Source organism: Pseudomonas sp. Ag1, from assembly GCF_000278565.1.
GTDB lineage: Bacteria > Pseudomonadota > Gammaproteobacteria > Pseudomonadales > Pseudomonadaceae > Aquipseudomonas.
Map to the genome: position 1 here is coordinate 1 of NZ_AKVH01000067.1, position 19,086 is coordinate 19,086.

The window sequence follows — 19,086 nt, forward strand, 5'->3', positions numbered from 1 at the left end:
AGGTTCGGGTCCAGAGCCTGGAAGGCGCAGTCGAGGGAGGCGATGGCACTGCCGAAGATCTTCTGGGTGTAGGCCTCCGGGTTATCATCGGCCTCCACCGCGCGGCTGACATACGCCGCGCCGCTGGCCAGGCTTTGCGCCAGCTGCAATTTAAGTTCAGGGTAACCACTCACGCCGAACGAGCGGCAGAAGCGGTTCACTGTAGGTTCGCTGACCGAAGCGGCCTGGGCGAGGGCGGCGATAGAGAAGCGGGTCGCCTGCTGCGGGTTGAGCAGGATGACCTCGGCGACTTTACGTTCAGCCTTGTTCAGTTCTTCGAGGCGTTTCTGGATCTGTTCCAGTAGATTTCGCACGCGGTCCATTCATGTTTCCTTAGGGCGACGATGCAAATAAGGGTCGTCAACCAATCGACGAGCGGCCCTTTGCGGTGGCCTATCCTACTGAGGGTAGTTGAACACCACCACTCGGAATACGTTTTTCGGGAAAATGTTGTGGTTATTACTACATTTTTCCTTGAGTGATGCCTTAAAAAAAGGTATTTGTAGCTTAACTTGATAAAAGAACAAACATCATGCCTTCGATAACCGTAGAACCCTGCACCTTTGCCCTGTTTGGCGCCTTGGGTGATCTGGCGCTGCGCAAGTTATTTCCTGCCCTCTATCAACTCGATGGTGCGGGCCTGCTGCACGAAGACACGCGCATCCTGGCCCTGGCCCGTGAGGCCGGTTCCGAGCAACAGCACCTGGCCCACATTGAAAAAGAATTGCGTGGTTACGTTGGCAAGGAACTGGACGAAACCGTCGCCCAGCGTTTCCTGGCCCGCCTGACGTACCTGCATGTCGACTTCCTGAAGGCCGATGACTACGTCGCCCTGGCAGAGAACGCCGGCACCGAACAACGCCTGATCGCCTACTTCGCTACCCCGGCGGCGGTGTATGGCGCGATCTGCGAGAACCTGTCCAAGGTCGGCCTGGCGGAAAACACCCGCGTGGTCCTGGAAAAACCCATCGGTTCGGACCTGGATTCCTCGCGCAAGGTCAACGACGCCGTGGCGCAGTTTTTCCCGGAAAACCGCACCTACCGCATCGACCACTACCTGGGCAAAGAGACCGTCCAGAACCTGATCGCCCTGCGTTTTGCCAACAGCCTGTTTGAAACCCAGTGGAACCAGAACTACATCTCCCACGTGGAAATCACCGTGGCCGAGCAAGTAGGCATCGAAGGTCGCTGGGGCTATTTCGACAAGGCCGGGCAGCTGCGGGACATGATCCAGAATCACTTGCTGCAGCTGCTGTGCCTGATCGCCATGGACCCGCCGGCCGACCTGTCTGCCGACAGTATTCGGGACGAGAAGGTCAAGGTGCTCAAGGCCCTGGCGCCCATCAGTCCGGACGGCCTGACCACCCAGGTGGTGCGTGGCCAATACATCGCCGGCTACAGCGCCGGCAAGCCGGTACCGGGTTACCTGGAAGAAGAGAACTCCAACACCCAGAGCGACACCGAGACCTTCGTCGCCCTGCGTGCCGATATCCGTAACTGGCGTTGGGCCGGGGTGCCGTTCTACCTGCGTACCGGCAAGCGCATGCCGCAAAAACTGTCGCAGATCGTCATCCACTTCAAGGAACCGTCCCACTACATCTTCGCCCCGGAGCAGCGCTTGCAGATCAGCAACAAACTGATCATCCGCCTGCAACCGGACGAAGGGATTTCCTTGCGCGTGATGACCAAGGAGCAGGGCCTGGACAAGGGCATGCAACTGCGCAGCGGCCCGCTGCAACTGAATTTTTCCGACACCTATCGCAGCGCACGGATTCCCGATGCCTACGAGCGGCTGTTGCTGGAAGTAATGCGTGGCAACCAGAACCTGTTTGTGCGCAAAGATGAAATCGAAGCTGCGTGGAAGTGGTGTGACCAGTTGATCGCCGGATGGAAAAAATCCGGTGATGCGCCCAAGCCGTACGCGGCGGGGTCCTGGGGGCCAATGAGCTCGATTGCACTGATCACGCGGGACGGGAGGTCTTGGTATGGCGATATCTGATTTGAAACTGCCTCAGGGCGTGACTGCCCATGAGTACCGCAACCCGGTGCTGCTGGCGGATGGCTTGGCCAATGACGTGGCCGAACAACTGCGCGCGGCCATCAGTGCCCGTGGCGAAGCGACCCTGGTGGTGTCCGGCGGCCGCAGCCCGGTGGCGTTCTTCCAGAACCTCGCCAAGCAAGGCCTGGACTGGTCCAAGGTGACCATCACCCTGGCCGACGAGCGCTGGGTGCCGGTGGAACATGCCGACAGCAATGCCGGCCTGTTGAAGAAGTATTTGCTGCAAGGCCCGGCGGCCAAGGCCAAGTTCCTGAGCCTGTACAGCGTCGCCGCCACCCTTGACGACGCTGCCGAGCAGGCCGATCGCCTGCTGGCCGAGTTGCCGGCGATTGATGTGCTGGTACTGGGCATGGGCGACGACGGCCACACCGCGTCGCTGTTCCCCAACAGCCCGAACCTGGCTGAAGCGTTGAAGCCGGACGGCAGCCGTCGTTGCTGGCCGATGCTGGCGCCGACCGTGCCGCACCAGCGCCTGACCATGAGTCGCGCGCTGCTGGCCACCGCCCACTACACCGTGCTGTCGATTTCCGGCAGCTCGAAATTGACCACATTGAGCGCCGCGCTGGCCAGTGACGACGTTGCTGCCATGCCGATACGCGCGTTTTTGCAACCTACTCTAGAGATTTACTGGTGCCCATGAGCCAAGGATCAGCCGCGATGAACAGCCCTCAACCTACCGTTTCCATGGCGGACAAAGTTGCCTTGATCGACAGCCTCTGCGCCAAGGCGCGGATCCTGCCGGTGATCACCATTGCCCGTGAACAGGACATCCTGCCGCTGGCCGATGCCCTGGCAGCCGGTGGTTTGACCGCACTGGAAGTGACCCTGCGTTCGCAGTTCGGCCTCAAGGCCATCCAGGTACTGCGTGAGCAGCGTCCGGAGCTGTGCACCGGTGCCGGTACCGTGCTGGATCGTCATATGCTGGAAGCGGCCGAAGTGGCCGGTTCGCAATTTATCGTCACTCCCGGGATTACCCGTGACCTGCTGGAAGCCTCGGTACACAGCTCGATTCCGCTGTTGCCGGGCATCAGCAATGCCTCCGGGATCATGGAAGGTTATGGCCTGGGTTATCGCCGCTTCAAGCTGTTCCCGGCTGAAGTCAGCGGTGGCGTGGCGGCGATCAAGGCCTTGGGCGGCCCGTTTGGCGAAGTGAAATTCTGCCCGACTGGCGGGGTTGGCCCGGCCAACATCAAGAGCTACATGGCGTTGAAAAATGTGATGTGCGTGGGCGGTAGCTGGATGCTTGATCCGGAATGGGTCAAGAACGGCGACTGGGCACGCATCCAGGAAACCACCGCCGAGGCGCTGGCCCTGCTGGACTGATTGGATTTACCGAATCGTTGTTGCTGTGTTCTACGGCATTTTTGCGGTGCACTTGGTCGGTGTGCCGCTTTTTTTTGCCTGCGGAAAATGGCCCACTCCCACTGTAGGAGCGAGCTTGCTCGCGAAAAAACCGAGAGCACCGCTGGGTGTCAGGTTTCCCGTGTCATCGTTAACGACCTTCGCGAGCAAGCTCGCTCCTACAGTGATATCGCGCTCAGTTCGGTGATGGCTTTGATCAGCGCATGAATGTCTGCCGCTGACGTCAAAAAGCCTGGTGTCACCCGAATACAACTGCCGAACGACGCCCCGCTGCGGGTTGTGGTGAAGAGGTTGTATTCCTTGAGCAGTCGGTCCGCCATCACCTGCTGATCCGGCTTGTCAGTGAACTTGAACGACGTAATCGCGCAATACAGCCGTGGGTCGTCCGGCGTCAGCACTTCAATTCCCGGCAACTGCCGCACCTCACTCACCCACAAATCCCGCAGGTAATTAAGGCGGGCCCCCTTGGCCTTCGACCCGCCCAATGCCCGATGCTCTTCGAACACCAGCGGCAAGGTCATCAACGCCGGGAAATTCGGCGTGCTGTACGGCGTGCGGGCACGTACATCGGTCACCGGATAGTGAAACTCACCCATGTCCGGATCAATGTCCGCCAACCGTTGCGGGTCGATATAAATAAAGCCCAGGGTCAACGGCGCACCGATCCACTTGTGCAGGTTGAAACCGGCAAACGCGATACCCAACTGCGCCAGGTTGAACTCGATCTGCCCCAGCGCATGGGCGCCATCGAGGATCACATCAATTCCATGTTCCCTGGCAGCGCCGGCAATCGCCTCCACCGGCATCACCAGCCCGGTGCGGTGGGTCACGTAGGTCAGTGCCAGCAGTTTCAGGCGGGGATAGCGCAGGAACGCATCGCGATACGTCTGCACCAGGCTGTCGAAACTGGCCGGGTGTTCGTGGGCAATTTCGATCACTTCTACGCCGCGATTCTGCGCCAGCCAGCGCATGGCGCCCTTGACGGTGTCGTACTCCAGGTCGCTGATCAGCACCTGGTCGCCGGGCTGCAAGCGGTTGTAGTTGCGGATCAGCGACTGCAACGCATCCGAGGCGCAGCGGGTGAGGGCGATGGCTTCAGGATCGGCGTCCATCAATTGCGCCAACTGGTTACGGATCTCGACGTTTTCGCCCTGCTCGAAACGCTGGCGCACATGGATCGAGTTGCTGCGGTTGATGAAGGCGACGTTGTCCTGATACTGCTCAAGTACCGCGCGGCTCATGCGCCCGAAGTAACCGTTTTCGAGGTTGATCGGGCCGGGCTCCAGGTCGTAGCGCTGGGCGATGGCGTGCCAGTGTTGTTCGTCGCGGGTACTGTCCATGTGCGTGCTCTATTAATGACGAGGGGCGGGCTTGCCGTGCTTGGCGCGTAGGGGTTCCAGCAGTTCGGATAAACCGTTGTGGTCGATTTCCTGCATCAGGGCCAGCAACCCGCCCAGTTCGCCGTGGGGGAAACCTTCACGGGCGAACCAGTTCAGGTAGGGGCCGGGCAAGTCGGCAATGATCCGGCCCTTGTACTTGCCGAAGGGCATTTCGCGGGTGATCAGCAGTTCAAGTTTTTCAGGGTTCATTGCGGCTTCAGGTGTTTGAGTCGGTGCTTTGGAAAATACAGGCATTCTGCATGGAGGCCAAATGACAGATCATGCAAATAAAGCGGATACAGATTTTTGTGTATTGGCTAACTTATTGAAATTTAAGTAATAAATTGTTTTTCAAAAGCTGGCACGGGCGCTGCAATTACTAATACACGTTTCTTAACCCGCGAAGGAATTGAAAAATGACTGATATCAACAAAGAATCGATCTCCGTACTCAACGACCTGATCGAGACCAGCAAAGACGGCCAGGAAGGCTTCAAGACCTGCGCAGAAGACATCAAGCACCCTGAACTCAAAGCCCTGTTTGCCAAACGTTCCGTTGATTGCGGTACCGCCGCTGCCGAACTGCAGACCGCAGTAAGAGCACTGGGTGGTGATCCGGAAAAATCCGGTAGCGTCGCCGGTGCCTTGCACCGTGGTTGGGTCGACGTGAAGTCGATGGTGACCGGTAAAGACGAAGAAGCCGTGCTGAACGAAGCCGAGCGCGGTGAAGACCACGCACTGAAGGCTTACAAAGAAGCGATCGAGAAGATCAACAAGCACAACCTGCTGGGCATTCGTGACCTGGTAGAGCGTCAGTTCCACGGCGCGCAACGCAACCACGACCAGGTGAAAGCCCTGCGTAACCAGGCTCGCGCTCAGTCTTGAGCCCCGCCTGAATAAAAAAGCCCCGCAGATGCGGGGCTTTTTCATGGGCGTTCGTTCAACCGATGCTGATGGCCGGCAGTTCGGTCAGGGTCACGGTCTGCTGCTTGCGTGGCGCGAGGATCTCGGCTTCGCCATCCACCACCAGTTCATCGCGCTGGTTGAATACGCGGGTGGCGATACGCACGCGGAATTTCGGCAGCTTCTCGAGGATTTCCAGACGCACGGTCAGGGTGTCGCCGATTTTGACCGGCTTCTGGAAGGTCATTTGCTGGCCGATGTATATCGTGCCGGGCCCAGGCAACTCGCACGCAACCGCCGCGCTGATCAGGGCGCCGCTGAACATGCCGTGGGCAATGCGCTCCTTGAACATGGTCGCCTTGGCGAATTCGGCGTCCAGATGCACCGGGTTGTGGTCGCCGGACATTGCCGCGAACAACTGGATATCGCGCTCTTCGACGGTCTTGCTGTAGCTGGCGGTCTGGCCGACTTCGAGGGCTTCGTAAGGCGTGTTGGTAACCTGGGTCATCAGTTGGTGCATCCTGTGGCTAATCAGAAATCTTAATATATTGATTTTAAACGAAAAATCATTCGCAGCGAGTAGGGCGGCGCAGCACTGCTGCCTGGGCCAGCCACGTCAGCACGTCGGCTGTGACCGCATCACGGTTGGTTTCGTTGAATAATTCGTGGCGCGCCTGTGGGTAAATGCTCAGCTCCAGGTGCTGGCAGCCGGCTTCACGCAACGCATTGGCCAGACTTTTGAGACGCTTGCCTTCACTGACCGGATCACATTCACCGCCCATTATCAGGATGGGCAGCCCCGGGTCTATCTGAGCGAGATTGGACGCTTTGCTGATTTGCTGCAAGCCGCCCAGCAGGTCGATCCACAGCTGGTTGGTGCAACGGAAGCCGCAAAGCGGGTCGCTGACGTACTTGTCGACCTCGGCCGGGTCACGGCTGAGCCAGTCGAAAGCGGTGCGATTGGGTTTGAACGCCTTGTTGAACGATCCAAATGACAGGAAATCAATCAGCGCACTGCGCCCGCGCAACCCCTGGCGCAGGCGTTCGACATGGGCAATCACCTTGGCCGCGCCGTACAGCGCCACCGGCTGGAAATTCGAGCCGCTGAGAATCGCCCCGTTAAGGCTCGCGCTGTGGTGCAGCAGGTACGCCTGGGCAATGTAGCTGCCCATGCTGTGGCCCAGCAGGATGATCGGCACCCCCGGCGCTTGCTGGCCGATATGCTGGTTGAGGCTCGCCAGGTCGCCCACCACCTTGTTCCAGCCGTCTTTCTCGGCGAACAGCCCCAGGGTGCCCTCGTCGGCGGTACGCCCGTGGCCGCGCTGGTCGGGGGCGTACAGGCCGTAGCTGGCATCACACAACGCCTGGGCCAGGCGGGCATAGCGGCCACTGTGCTCGGCCATGCCGTGGGCCAGCATGATCAGCGCCTTGGGCGGCCCGTCCGGCAGCCACTGGTTGACGTACACCCGACTGCGGTCATTCGCGGTCAGCCAGAAAGTGGTGTGGTTCATGGCGCTTCCTTTGCTCAGGGTCGTTGCAGTGTATAGCTCATTCACCGCAGGCCGCTGGATCAGCGCTGGCCTTGGCGGGGAGATTCACACAATCAATGACGCATCTTGTTGTATTTGCCTGATTGACCATAGCTGCTAACGTCCCCAAAGCTCCGCTTTCATCGCAACATCAAAAGCGGCCGGACCACTCAGGTAAGAGGACAAGAATAATGCAACCTGATTTCTGGAATGACAAACGCGCAGCCGGGGTTCCCAACGAGATCGACCTCACAGCCTATAAATCGGTGATCGAAGTCTTCGAGCGTTCCTGCAAGACCTTTGCCGATCGTCCGGCGTTCAGCAACATGGGGATCACCCTGACCTACGCCGAGCTGGATCGGCGCAGCGCCGCGTTCGCCGGTTACCTGCAGTGGCACACCGACCTCAAGCCGGGTGACCGCATTGCCGTGCAGATGCCCAACGTCCTGCATTATCCGATTGCCGTGTTCGGCGCCCTGCGCGCCGGGCTGATCGTGGTCAACACCAACCCGTTGTACACCCCGCGGGAAATGCGTCACCAATTCAAGGATGCCGGCATTCGTGCGCTGGTGTACCTGAACCTGTTTGGCTCGCGGGTTGAAGAAGTCAGCAAGGACACCGAGATCGAATACCTGATCGAAGCGAAGATGGGCGACTTCATGCCTGCCGCCAAGGGCTGGCTGATCAACACCGTGGTCGACAAGGTGAAGAAGATGGTCCCGGCCTATAACCTGCCGCAAGCCATCTCCTTCAAGCGCGCCCTGCGCATGGGCGCCGGCCAGGCACTCAACCGCCACCCGGTGACCCTCGACGACATCGCGGTGCTGCAATACACCGGCGGCACCACCGGCCTGGCCAAGGGCGCAATGCTTACCCACGGCAACCTGGTGGCCAACATGCAGCAAGTGCGGGCGTGTATGTCGCAACTGGGGGACGACGGCCATCCGCTTATCAAGGAGGGGCAGGAGGTGATGGTGGCGCCGCTGCCGCTGTACCACATCTATGCCTTCACCGCGAATTGCATGTGCATGATGGTGTCGGGCAACCACAACGTGCTGATCACCAATCCCCGGGACATCGGCGGCTTTATCAAGGAGCTGAAAAAGTGGCGCTTCACCGGGCTGCTGGGGCTCAACACCCTGTTCGTGGCCTTGATGGACCACCCGGACTTCAAGAGCCTGGATTTCTCCCACCTCAAGCTCACCAACTCCGGCGGCACCGCACTGGTCAAGGCCACGGCCGAGCGCTGGCAGCAACTGACCGGCTGCGCGATTGGTGAAGGCTACGGCTTGACCGAAACCTCACCGGTGGCCAGCACCAACCCCTATGGCGGCAAATCGAAGCTGGGCACCGTGGGCATTCCGGTGCCGGGCACGGCGATGAAGATCATCGACGACAACGGCGCGGAGCTGCCGCTGGGCGAGCGGGGCGAGCTGTGCATCAAGGGCCCGCAAGTGATGAAGGGCTACTGGCAGCAGCCGGTGGCGACCGCCGAGACCCTGGACGCCGAAGGCTGGCTCAAGACCGGCGATATAGCGGTGATCGACCCGGACGGCTTTGTGCGCATCGTTGATCGCAAGAAGGATCTGATCATCGTCTCGGGGTTCAACGTGTACCCCAACGAGATCGAAGACGTGGTGATGGCGCATCCGGCGGTGGCCAGCTGCGCGGTGATCGGTGTGCCGGACGAGCGTACCGGCGAGGCGGTGAAGCTGTTTGTGGTGGCCCGTGCCCAGGGCGTGAGCCTTGAAGAGCTGAAGACCTACTGCAAGGCCAACTTCACCGGCTACAAGGTGCCCAAGCATATTGTGTTGCGTGAGTCGTTGCCGATGACGCCGGTGGGCAAGATCCTGCGGCGCGAATTGCGCGACATAGCCTGATTTGAAATAAGGTCAAAAAATGTGGGAGCGGGCTTGCTCGCGAAAGCGGTGTACCAGTCGACATATCCTGTGACTGACACTGCGCTTTCGCGAGCAAGCCCGCTCCCACATTTGGTTTTTATTCATTCAGTTTAAATGCGTAGAAGCCCATTCCAGAGCCCTTTCTTGGCTTATAGAATCTTTGCTCTAAAAATGACCATTAGATATTCTTGAGTCATGTTTATGACCGTAGGGGCCTCTTTTGGCTCTAGGCGGCCCTTGGCAAAGCTGCTACTCTCGGCGCGCTTTGTGACCTCTTGGCCTGCTTTTAACCGCCAGACTCACCCAAAAACAAACAAATAATAATCGCATCAAATGCGATGAATGAATTCGCGTCGCTGAGGAGTGGGCTTCCATGATCGAAGACTTTTGGAAGGATAAGTACCCCGCCGGGATTGCTGCAGAAATCAATCCAGACGAGTATCCGAATATTCAGGCGGTACTGAAGCAGTCCTGCCAACGCTTCGCCAACAAACCGGCTTTCAGCAACCTGGGCAAGACAATCACCTACGGTGAACTGTACGAACTGTCCGGCGCCTTCGCCGCTTACCTGCAACAGCATACCGACTTGCAGCCCGGTGATCGAATCGCCGTGCAACTGCCCAACGTCCTGCAATACCCGGTCGCCGTATTCGGTGCCATCCGTGCCGGCTTGATCGTGGTCAACACCAACCCGCTGTACACCGCGCGGGAAATGGAACACCAATTCAACGACTCCGGTGCCAAGGCCCTGGTCTGCCTGGCCAACATGGCGCACCTGGCTGAAAAAGTCGTGCCCAAGACTTCCGTCCGGCACGTGATCGTCACCGAAGTCGCCGACCTGTTGCCGCCGCTCAAGCGCCTGCTGATCAACAGCGTCATCAAGTACGTGAAGAAGATGGTCCCGGCGTACCACTTGCCCAAGGCGATCAAGTTCAACGACGTCCTGGCCAAGGGCCACGGCCAGCCGGTGAACGAAGTCAGCCCCGCCAGCGACGAAGTCGCCGTGCTGCAATACACCGGCGGCACCACGGGCGTGGCCAAGGGCGCGATGCTGACCCACCGCAACCTCGTCGCCAACATGCTGCAGTGCAAGGCGCTGATGGGCTCCAACCTGAATGAAGGTTGCGAGATCCTGATTACCCCGCTGCCGCTGTACCACATCTATGCCTTCACCTTTCATTGCATGGCGATGATGCTGATCGGCAACCACAACATCCTGATCAGCAACCCGCGCGACCTGTCGGCGATGGTCAAGGAACTGTCGAAGTGGAAGTTCAGCGGCTTTGTCGGCCTGAACACCCTGTTTGTTGCCCTGTGCAACAACGACGCCTTCCGCAAGCTGGATTTCTCGGCGCTGAAGGTCACCCTGTCAGGCGGCATGGCCCTGCAACTGGCGGCGGCCGAGCGCTGGAAAGCGGTCACCGGCTGCTCCATCTGCGAAGGTTACGGCATGACCGAAACCAGCCCGGTGGCCACCGTGAACCCGATCCAGAACATCCAGATCGGCACCATCGGCATTCCGGTGCCGTCGACCCTGTGCAAGGTCATCACCGATGACGGCGTCGAGCTGGCACTGGGTGAAGTGGGCGAGTTGTGCGTCAAGGGCCCGCAAGTTATGAAGGGCTACTGGCAGCGCGAAGACGCCACCGCCGAGATCCTCGACAGCGAAGGCTGGCTGAAGACCGGTGACATCGCGATCATCCAGCCGGATGGCTACATGCGCATTGTCGACCGCAAGAAGGACATGATTCTGGTCTCCGGTTTCAACGTCTACCCCAACGAGCTGGAAGATGTGCTGGCGACCCTGCCGGGCGTGCTGCAATGCGCGGCCATTGGTGTGCCGGACGAGAAGTCCGGGGAACACATCAAGATCTTCATCGTGGTCAAGCCGGGTGCCAGCCTGACCAAAGACCAGGTGATGGAGCACATGCGCGCCAACGTCACCGGCTACAAGGTGCCCAAGGCCGTGGAATTCCGCGATGCGCTGCCGACCACCAACGTGGGCAAGATCCTGCGCCGCGAACTGCGGGACGAAGAACTGAAAAAGCTGGGTTTGAAGAAGTAAATCGGCCCCAACGAAAAGCCCCGCAGATGCGGGGCTTTTTATTGAACGCTGATTTTCCCGCATTGAAATGCAATCCAAATGTGGGAGCGGGCTTGCTCGCGAAAGCGGTGTGCCAGTGATATACCGGTTACTGACACACCGCATTCGCGAGCAAGCCCGCTCCCACAGTTTTTACCGTATTCCTACAGTGCGAACTGCGCGAAGCTCACACCAGCACCGGCCGGGCGTACGTCCTTGAGGAACGAGTCCTTGTCGGCACTCAGCTCCAGGGTAATCTCCGGCTTGCGCTTGCCGGCATTGCGCACCACCAGGCCTTCCAGCTTCTCGCGCAGAAACACCGTTGGCACCTTCAGGTGCAGCAACTGGTCGCTCTCGGCGTTGTGCATCAACAAGTGGATCCACTCGTACTGGCCCACGGCAATCCGGCCCACCGGCAGGTCGAACCACCAGATGTTGCGTTTGCGGTCCAGGTCGGTGAAGTGGCAGTTGTTGACACCGAGTACGGCACCGCCCAGTTCCTGGTTTCTGCGGGCAATGGCCTGTGCTTTATTGAGTTTCATAACCTTCCTACGGGATCTGTTACCCAGCGCTTGCGCCTGGATGTGCCCGGCATTCTCGTGGGTTGGCCGCAAAACATAAAGCCAAACCTGTACGGCGCGATGAAATGCCGCTGAAAAAATAATTGAAACTCTCTGGAAAGGCCAAGGGTCAACGTTTACGTAGTGACCAAAATCCTTGATTGTTCCCAGGAGAAATACCATGAGCAGCACATCGGATAAGGCAAAAGGTTTGGCGAACGAAGCCGTAGGCAACATCAAGCAAGGTGTTGGCAAAGTCACCGGCAACGACAAGTTGCGGGCTGAAGGCGTGGTTCAGGAAAAGAAAGGTGAAGTGCAAAAAGCAGTCGGCGACACCAAGGACGCAGTAAAGAAAGCGGTCAAATAGTCCCGACCTGGCTGCCTGCACTCCAGCAGCCCGACGGCCATCCACGGATGGCCGTTTTTGTGTCACCTGCAGTGATTAAAGTTTGGAAATTGTTTCAAGGTCGCCAAATAAGCTACCTTGATGTAGAAAACGGCCCCTGAGTCGCCCACGAACTCAACTTTTTGCGGCGAAAGGAGACGCTATGATTTTTCCGGTATTACAAGGCTTGCCCCTGCACAAAGTGCTGGTGCGCACTGTCACAGAGTTCCTCGATGACGAGATGCCTACGTACGCCTCGGCGCTGGCCTACCAGATGCTGTTCTCGCTGTTTCCCTTCCTGCTGTTCCTGATTGCCCTGATCGGTTTCCTGCACCTGCCGGACTTCTTCACCTGGCTGCGCATGCAATCGGAACTGGTATTGCCGCCCCAGGCCCTGGAGCAGGTCAACCCGGTGATCGACCAGTTGCAGCAATCCAAGGGTGGCCTGTTGTCGGTGGGTATCGTGATCGCGCTGTACACCGCCTCGGCGGGTGTGCGCCTGATGATGAGTGCGATGAATGCCGCCTATGACGTGGTGGAAGGCCGACCGATCTGGAAGCGCTTCCCGCTGTCGATTTTCTACACCGTAGGCTTCGCCGGCATGCTGTTGGCCGCCGCCGCCTTGATGGTGCTCGGGCCGCAGGTAATGGAATGGCTGGCGGGGCAGATCGGCATGCAGGAATTCGTGGTCACGCTGTGGACCATCCTGCGTTGGCCGCTGATCGTCATCCTGTTGATGTTCTCCGTGGCGTTGATGTACTACGTGATGCCTGACGTGAAGCAGAAGTTTCGCTTTATCACCCCGGGATCGGTCCTGGCGGTGGTGGTCTGGATCGTCGCTTCCCTGGGGTTTGGCTACTACGTCAAAACCTTTGCCGACTACAACGCCATGTATGGCAGTATCGGCGCGATCATTGTGCTGCTGTTGTACTTCTACATCTCGGCTGCCGTGCTGTTGCTGGGGGCGGAGATGAATGCGGTGATCGAACACATGTCGGCCGAAGGCAAGGATCCTGGTGAAAAGGACTTTGGCGAGCACGACGAAAAAAAGCATGTCTCAGGCCTTGGCCGCGACCCTTCCCTAAAGCCCACTACCGATGAAGTCTGATCGATGATCCGTGAAATCCTGAAAATGGGCGATGAGCGCCTGCTGCGTATTGCCCCGCCGGTTCCGCCGGAAATGTTCGACAGCCCCGAGCTGTGGCAGTTGATTGATGACATGTTCCAGACCATGGAACACGTCGGTGGCGTCGGCCTGGCCGCACCGCAGATTGGAGTGGACCTGCAACTGGTGATCTTCGGTTTCGAGAGCAGCGAACGCTACCCGGACGCGCCCGCCGTGCCCCAGACCATCCTCATCAACCCGCTGATCACGCCCCTTAGCCCGGTGCTGGAAGAAGGTTATGAAGGGTGCCTGTCGGTGCCTGGTTTGCGTGGGGCAGTGGACCGTTACCAGCAGATTCGCTACGAAGGGTTTGACCCCAAGGGCGAGCCGATTGTGCGGATTGCCGAAGGCTTTCACGCGCGGGTGGTACAGCACGAGTGCGATCACCTGATCGGCCGGCTGTACCCGTCGCGGATTACCGATTTCAGCAAGTTCGGGTTTATCGAAGTGATGTTCCCGGATATGGATCCCACCGCAGACGAATAACCCTCAGGCAAAACACACCTCAAACTGTGGGAGCGGGCTTGCTCGCGAAAGCGGAGTGCCAGTCACCGAAGATATAGACTGATCCACCGCATTCGCGAGCAAGCCCGCTCCCACATTTGTTCTGCGTGCATTCAGCTTATTTTGCGGGCTTCACAAACCGCAACGTCATCCGGTCCGACTCACCAATCGCCACATACTTGGCCTTGTCCTTTTCCCCCAACGTCAACGCCGGCGGCAAGGTCCAGACCCCATCCGGGTAGTCCTTGGTATCTTTCGGGTTGGCATTCACCTCGCTCTGCCCCTCAAGCTTGAACCCCGCATCCGTCGCCAGTTTCACCACATACGCGGTGGTCAGGTAACCGCTGTGCTTGATGTCTTCCAGCGACGCCCCGTCCTTGGCCCGGTGATCCACCACCCCCAGCACGCCGCCCGGTTTCAACACCTTGAAGAACGCCTCGAACATCGCCGGCGCCGTATCCGCCATCACCCAGTTATGCACGTTGCGAAAGGTCAGCACGGTGTCGGCCGAGCCAGGCTTGCCCAGCACCGGAGCCTTGGGGTCGAACTCGGCGAAGCCGGCCTTGGAATAATGCACCGGGTCTGCGGCGAATTTCTTTTTCAGGTTTTCTTCTGATGTACGCGCGTAGGCACTGCTGTTCGGCGCCTGCACGGCAGCGATGTAGTGGCCGTTATCCTTGAGCAGCGGCGCCAGCAGCTCGCTGTACCAGCCACCACCGGGGGTGATTTCGATCAGGGTCTGGTTGGCCCGCAGGCCAAAGAACTCCAGGGTCTGCTGCGGGTGACGATACACATCACGCGCGCTGTTGGCCGGCACGCGCCAACTGCCGGCGAGCACGGTTGCATACTGCTCGGCGGAAACCGGCGCTTCGGCTGCCTGGCTCAAGGCCGGGGCGAGGAGGGCTGCAAGGGATAAGGCTGCAAGGGTCGCTTTCATGATCATCCTGTAATGGGCCGCTGGTGCCGCCGAGGCTAGCATGGGGCCCACAACGGCTGATCACACTTTATTGAAGGACGACCTCACCAACGGTTCTAAGCCCATGGCGATCATCGGCTTGTTGCGTTTGTAGCGCACCAGGCGCTCCGACAAGGACTGCGGCAGCAACGTGTCCTGGGTAAAACCCAGGCGTTGATAAAAGCCTTCCAGGTCCGGATGGCACAGCAGCCACACCGTGCCTTCAACGCTTGCGACCGAGGCGCGAATCAATTGCGCCGCCAGCCCCTGGCCACGCAGCGCCGGGTCGACAAACAGCCCGGTCAACCACTGCCCACCCACCACCGGCGTCAGGCACAGGCCCGCGACAATCTCGCTGCCCCTGGCCACCCACAACTGGCCACCCTTGAGGGCCTTCATCGGTGAGTTATGGCTGCGATAGAACTTGTTCAGCAGCGGCCACAACGGCTCTGCCAGTCGGTCAATGTGCAACTCGGGCATGGTTTTCAAACACGCGAATCCAGGGGGCGCAGATTATAAGTCGGGCAAAGCGCCTTCTGTTGGGCAATCGGTGTTATACCCAGTGTTACATCCCCTGTAAGTGGAGCACGCATCATGGCCAAAGGTCTGAATTCCAAGAAAGCTGACAAGAAGAAACCGGCAAAGACCGCCGATGAAAAACGCGCCGAGAAAAAGGCCAAGAAAACCGACAGCAACCTGTTTGGTCATTAAGTTCTAAGCTAAGCACCAAACGATCTGCAAGATTTTCCCGCCCCATTGCACAGAGCAGGATGAAGCCGACTTTTTCGTCGGCCACGCCTGCCCTGAGCTGCCGATGTCCAACTACCTTGATGAAACCCAGCGCCGGGAAATCGAAGCCCTGGCCCAGACCTTTACCGCCCGCACCGAGTGGCCGACCTGGCTGCTGTTGATCGGCGTCTATGCCGGCTGGTTTGCGGTGATCCTCGCCAGCCACTGGCTTGGCCTGTGGCTGAGTACCGCACTGTTGATCCCGCTCGTGACGCTGTGGATGTCCCTGCAACACGAACTGCTGCACGGCCATCCCACCCGCTTCACTGCTTTGAACAAACTCCTCGGCTACGCACCGTTTGCCGTCTGGTACCCCTACACCCTGTACCGCAACTGCCACCTGGTGCACCACAACGACGAAGACCTGACGGTGCCCGGTGTCGACCCGGAAAGCCGCTACCTGAATCAGCGGCAGTGGGACGACAGTTCGCTGTTCGAGCGCACCTTGCATTGGCTGACCAAGACCGTCCTGGGGCGCTTCCTGTTGGGTTCGCCGCTGGCGCTGTGGAAGCTGGCGCGCAACGAGGTCAGACGCCTGCGCAAAGGCCAGCGCCAGGCGTGGCTGATGTGGCTGAGCCATGGCACCGTGACCGTGCTGATGCTGACCTTCATCGCCCACTACAGCGTGCTGCCGGTGTGGCACTACGTGGCGCTGGTCAGCGTGCCGGCCTTGTCGGTGGCGGCGATCCGTTCCTACTATGAGCATCGCCCGCACCCACAACCGGAACAGCGCACGGTGCTTAACGAAGCCGCCTGGCCGTGGACCTGGCTGTTCCTCAACAATAACCTGCACCTGGTGCATCACGACTTGCCGAAGCTGCCGTGGTATTTGCTGCCCACCGTGTACCGCGCGCGCCGCGAACAATGGGTGGCGCGCAGCGGCGGGTTCCTGGTGCAGGGTTACGGCCAGTTGATCGGCCGTCACGGGCTCAAGGCCATCGACAGCCCACGGCACCCCTTTGCTTGAGAGACGACCATGAGTGACCGCTACGCCGAACTGCTGATGTACGTGGCGCCGCAGCAGGTGCAACAGGCCAATGAGCGCTGGCTTTCGCGCATCCTTGAGCGCCTGGGCGCGACCCGCCGCAAGGCTGATCATCTCGACCTGCGCAGCCTGTGGCGCGCCCCGCAATTGCTGCTGACGCAAACCTGCGGCTACCCGCTGATGACCGAGCTGCGCGGGCAAGTCCAGGTGATTGGCCGCCCGCGCTACGAACTGCCCCACAGCAGCGGCGGCCAGCATTGCAGCCTGCTGCTGACCCGCGACGACAATCCCCGCGTTGCCTTGGCCGACTTCCAAGACAGCCGCGGTGTGATCAACGGCCATGACTCCAACAGCGGCATGAACCTGCTGCGCGAACGCCTGGCGCCGCTGCAGCAGGGCGGTCGGTTCTTTGCCGAAGTCGGCATCAGCGGCGCCCATCGCGAAAGCCTGCGCTGGCTGCGGGAAAACCGCGCCGACCTTGCCGCCATCGACAGCGTGACCTACGACTACCTCGCCCGTTTTGCGCCAGAGGAAGTGGCCGGGCTGAGGATCGTCACCCGCAGCGCGCCCAGCCCGACGCTGCCTTACATCAGCGCGCCGGGCTCAAGTGAACACCTGCGGGAGGTCATGAACCTGGCCTTGCAGGATCTGCCCGAAGTGGTGCAAACCCTCGGCGTACACGAAGTGCTGCCCGCCACCGAAGCGGATTACCAGGTGCTGCTGGATTACCGGCAGCAGGCTGAAGCCTTGGGTTATCCACGCCTCCAATGATCGTTCCCACGCTCCGCGTGGGAATGCATCCTGTGACGCTCTGCGTCACCATTTCAAAGCAGACGCAGAGCGTCCAAGGCGGGATTCACACGCGGAGCGCGTGAACGATCGGTTATATAAAAATACCTTTTAAATATTATTAAAGAATAAGCAGCCTTGCTAGGATCGCTCCACCGGAACACCGGACATAACGCGCAACCTACTCAGATGGAGCCACTATGTCCGGCGCCGACACTTCTCACAGCGATTACGTGGGCGGATTGTTCCGCAGTCATTACGACTGGCTGTGCGGCCGTTTGCACCGCCATCTCGATTCCCGTGCCCACGCCGAAGACATCGCCGCCGACACCTTCGTCCAGCTCCTGAGTTCCCCGGGCGTGGCGCCGATCCGCCAGCCACGCGCCTTGCTCACCACCATTGCCCAACGCCTGATGTACCAGCTGTGGCGTCGCCGTGACTTGGAGCGCGCTTACCTCGACGCCCTCGACCAGGACGAAACCTCTCCCGCGCCATCCCCTGAAGATTTGGCGCAGATGCTCGAAGCCCTGCAGGCCATCGACCAGTTGCTCGACGGCTTGCCGGCCAAGGTCAAGGCGACCTTTCTGCTGTCGCAACTCAATGGCCTGACCTACCCGGAAATCGCGGCCGAGCTGGGCATTTCCCAACGCTCGGTCAGCGACTACATGACCCGCGCCGTCAACCGCTGCCTGCGGCTGTGCCTGGAATGAGCGACGACCTGATCGACAGCGCCACTCGCTGGGTGGTGTTGCTGCGCTCCGGCGAGGCGAGTGCCGCCGACTGGCAGCGTTACCATCAGTGGCGCGCCGCAGACCCGCGTCACGAAGCCTTGTGCCAACAACTGGAAACCCGCCTCGGTGTGTTTCAAATTCCGCAGGCCCAAGGCGTCAGCGGCAAGGTATTGCAGCAGGCACTGGACGCGCCATCCAGCCGCCGCACCGTATTGCGCGGCGCCCTGGTGGGCGCTGGCCTGATGCTGGGCGCCGGTTGGCTGGCCCGGCCGGTGGTGGAGGATTTGACCGCCGATATCCGCACCGGCACCGGCGAACGGCGCACTGTAGAGCTGGCGGATGGCAGCGAGTTACTGCTCAACGCCCGCAGTGCCGCCGACATCCAGTTCGACCCACAACACCGCGTGGTGCGCCTGCGCGATGGCGAGTTGCTGGTGAAGATTGCCAGGGACAGCAACCGACCGTTTTTCATTCAGACCGATCAAGCTCGACTGCATGCCTTGGGCAATCGCTTGTTGCTGCGCGAGCGCGAAGGGCAGGGCCACGTGGTGGCGCTCAACGGCGCCCTGGAGATCGACGGCCAGAACGGCGAACGCCTGCAACTGGAGGCCGGGCACGAGGTGACTTATGACCGCTTCGGCTTCGGCCCGGTGCTGGCCAGTTCCTCGGGGGCGACGGCGTGGATCGACGGTTTCCTGCAAGTGCGCGACCGCCCGCTGGTGGAAGTGATCGACGCACTGCGCCCGTATCACAACGGTGTGCTGCGCCTCGATCCGGCGGTGGCAGGGTTGCGGGTCAGCGGCCTGTACCGCCTCGACAATCCCGACCAGATCCTCGACACCCTGGCACGCACCCTGCCGATCCACATCACCCGCCGGACCGGGTTGTGGGTGACCGTCAGTGCCACATGAAAACGGTTCACCTCGGTCAATGTGGGAGCTGGCTTGCCTGCGATGCGAGCACCTCGGC

Annotated in this window: 20 protein-coding genes and 2 pseudogenes; 13 read left to right on the forward strand and 9 right to left on the reverse strand. The window is 60.0% G+C overall.

The genetic code is table 11. The features are described 5' to 3' along the window. Window positions 1-353 (reverse strand): annotated as a pseudogene (locus tag A462_RS28185) (transcriptional regulator HexR); the annotation flags it as partial. Window positions 354-571: 218 nt separating this feature from the next. Between A462_RS28185 and zwf the strand changes: the two are divergent. From zwf to A462_RS28170, 3 genes are read left to right on the forward strand one after another with little or no spacing between them, the layout of a single operon-like run. Then, the gene (zwf, locus tag A462_RS28180; protein WP_003213023.1) at window positions 572-2,038 is read left to right on the forward strand and encodes a glucose-6-phosphate dehydrogenase; all 1,467 of its coding nucleotides are present in this window, start codon (window positions 572-574) and stop codon (window positions 2,036-2,038) included. Beyond that, window positions 2,025-2,738 carry a 6-phosphogluconolactonase gene (gene pgl, locus A462_RS28175; RefSeq protein WP_008431579.1) on the forward strand — a complete coding sequence of 238 codons (714 nt, stop codon included), beginning with the start codon at window positions 2,025-2,027 and terminating at the stop codon, window positions 2,736-2,738. The genes zwf and pgl overlap by 14 nt, the downstream gene beginning before the upstream one ends. 17 nt (window positions 2,739-2,755) lie before the next feature. Beyond that, complete coding sequence (locus tag A462_RS28170) at window positions 2,756-3,421, forward strand: bifunctional 4-hydroxy-2-oxoglutarate aldolase/2-dehydro-3-deoxy-phosphogluconate aldolase (protein ID WP_003213027.1); 666 nt, start codon at window positions 2,756-2,758, stop codon at window positions 3,419-3,421. A 99-nt stretch (window positions 3,422-3,520) separates the two neighbouring features. Here the strand turns inward: A462_RS28170 and A462_RS34780 are convergent. From A462_RS34780 to A462_RS28160, 3 genes and pseudogenes are all read right to left on the reverse strand, one after another. Then, window positions 3,521-3,628: pseudogene (locus A462_RS34780) on the reverse strand (outer membrane lipoprotein carrier protein LolA); the annotation flags it as partial. Further along, entirely contained in the window at window positions 3,619-4,800 is a 1,182-nt protein-coding gene (locus A462_RS28165) for an aminotransferase class V-fold PLP-dependent enzyme (protein WP_008431580.1), read from the reverse strand. The gene A462_RS28165 and the pseudogene A462_RS34780, both read right to left, overlap by 10 nt. 12 nt (window positions 4,801-4,812) lie before the next feature. After that, the gene (locus tag A462_RS28160) at window positions 4,813-5,049 is read right to left on the reverse strand and encodes a DUF3820 family protein (protein WP_003213031.1); all 237 of its coding nucleotides are present in this window, start codon (window positions 5,047-5,049) and stop codon (window positions 4,813-4,815) included. A 206-nt stretch (window positions 5,050-5,255) separates the two neighbouring features. On the opposite strand from A462_RS28160, the gene A462_RS28155 reads away from it, so the two are divergent. Next, a complete protein-coding gene (locus tag A462_RS28155) occupies window positions 5,256-5,723 on the forward strand; it encodes a ferritin-like domain-containing protein (RefSeq protein ID WP_008431582.1) in 468 nt (155 codons plus the stop codon). 55 nt (window positions 5,724-5,778) lie between these two features. On the opposite strand, the gene A462_RS28150 is transcribed toward A462_RS28155, so the two are convergent. Both A462_RS28150 and A462_RS28145 read right to left on the reverse strand, forming a co-directional pair. After that, window positions 5,779-6,249, reverse strand: coding sequence for a MaoC family dehydratase (locus tag A462_RS28150; protein ID WP_003213034.1), 471 nt, complete (start codon window positions 6,247-6,249; stop codon window positions 5,779-5,781). A 58-nt stretch (window positions 6,250-6,307) separates the two neighbouring features. Continuing rightward, a complete protein-coding gene (locus A462_RS28145) occupies window positions 6,308-7,252 on the reverse strand; it encodes an alpha/beta hydrolase (RefSeq protein ID WP_008431585.1) in 945 nt (314 codons plus the stop codon). A gap of 209 nt (window positions 7,253-7,461) precedes the next feature. Between A462_RS28145 and fadD2 the strand changes: the two genes are divergently transcribed. Further along, the gene (fadD2, locus tag A462_RS28140; RefSeq protein WP_003213039.1) at window positions 7,462-9,150 is read left to right on the forward strand and encodes a long-chain-fatty-acid--CoA ligase FadD2; all 1,689 of its coding nucleotides are present in this window, start codon (window positions 7,462-7,464) and stop codon (window positions 9,148-9,150) included. Window positions 9,151-9,544: 394 nt separating this feature from the next. Beyond that, entirely contained in the window at window positions 9,545-11,236 is a 1,692-nt protein-coding gene (gene fadD1, locus A462_RS28135; RefSeq protein ID WP_003213041.1) for a long-chain-fatty-acid--CoA ligase FadD1, read from the forward strand. Window positions 11,237-11,418: 182 nt separating this feature from the next. Here the strand turns inward: fadD1 and A462_RS28130 are convergent, their stop codons facing one another. After that, window positions 11,419-11,796, reverse strand: coding sequence for a hypothetical protein (locus tag A462_RS28130; RefSeq protein ID WP_003213043.1), 378 nt, complete (start codon window positions 11,794-11,796; stop codon window positions 11,419-11,421). A gap of 199 nt (window positions 11,797-11,995) precedes the next feature. On the opposite strand from A462_RS28130, the gene A462_RS28125 reads away from it, so the two are divergent. The 3 genes from A462_RS28125 to def all read left to right on the forward strand — a co-directional run bounded on the left by A462_RS28125 (window position 11,996) and on the right by def (window position 13,850). After that, window positions 11,996-12,181, forward strand: a complete 186-nt coding sequence (locus A462_RS28125) for a CsbD family protein (RefSeq protein ID WP_003213044.1) — start codon at window positions 11,996-11,998, stop codon at window positions 12,179-12,181. 181 nt (window positions 12,182-12,362) lie between these two features. After that, on the forward strand, window positions 12,363-13,307 hold the full coding sequence (locus tag A462_RS28120) for a YihY/virulence factor BrkB family protein (protein ID WP_003213047.1): 945 nt from the start codon (window positions 12,363-12,365) through the stop codon (window positions 13,305-13,307). Window positions 13,308-13,310: 3 nt separating this feature from the next. Continuing rightward, a complete protein-coding gene (gene def / locus A462_RS28115) occupies window positions 13,311-13,850 on the forward strand; it encodes a peptide deformylase (protein ID WP_003213049.1) in 540 nt (179 codons plus the stop codon). 136 nt (window positions 13,851-13,986) lie between these two features. Here the strand turns inward: def and A462_RS28110 are convergent, their stop codons facing one another. Together A462_RS28110 and A462_RS28105 are read right to left on the reverse strand one after the other, a co-directional pair. Then, window positions 13,987-14,805, reverse strand: a complete 819-nt coding sequence (locus tag A462_RS28110; protein WP_008431591.1) for a class I SAM-dependent methyltransferase — start codon at window positions 14,803-14,805, stop codon at window positions 13,987-13,989. Window positions 14,806-14,865: 60 nt separating this feature from the next. Next, window positions 14,866-15,303 (reverse strand): GNAT family N-acetyltransferase, encoded by a 438-nt coding sequence (locus tag A462_RS28105; RefSeq protein ID WP_032898798.1) that lies wholly within the window; start codon window positions 15,301-15,303, stop codon window positions 14,866-14,868. Window positions 15,304-15,637: 334 nt separating this feature from the next. Between A462_RS28105 and A462_RS28100 the strand changes: the two genes are divergently transcribed. From A462_RS28100 to A462_RS28085, 4 genes are all read left to right on the forward strand, one after another. Continuing rightward, window positions 15,638-16,579: a fatty acid desaturase gene (locus tag A462_RS28100; protein WP_008431594.1), complete on the forward strand. Its 942-nt coding sequence runs from the start codon at window positions 15,638-15,640 to the stop codon at window positions 16,577-16,579. A 9-nt stretch (window positions 16,580-16,588) separates the two neighbouring features. After that, complete coding sequence (locus tag A462_RS28095; protein WP_008431597.1) at window positions 16,589-17,368, forward strand: phosphate/phosphite/phosphonate ABC transporter substrate-binding protein; 780 nt, start codon at window positions 16,589-16,591, stop codon at window positions 17,366-17,368. 218 nt (window positions 17,369-17,586) lie between these two features. After that, on the forward strand, window positions 17,587-18,096 hold the full coding sequence (locus A462_RS28090) for a sigma-70 family RNA polymerase sigma factor (RefSeq protein WP_003213062.1): 510 nt from the start codon (window positions 17,587-17,589) through the stop codon (window positions 18,094-18,096). Further along, complete coding sequence (locus tag A462_RS28085; protein WP_008431601.1) at window positions 18,093-19,028, forward strand: FecR domain-containing protein; 936 nt, start codon at window positions 18,093-18,095, stop codon at window positions 19,026-19,028. Before A462_RS28090 ends, A462_RS28085 begins: the two co-directional genes overlap by 4 nt. Window positions 19,029-19,086 lie beyond the last annotated feature (58 nt).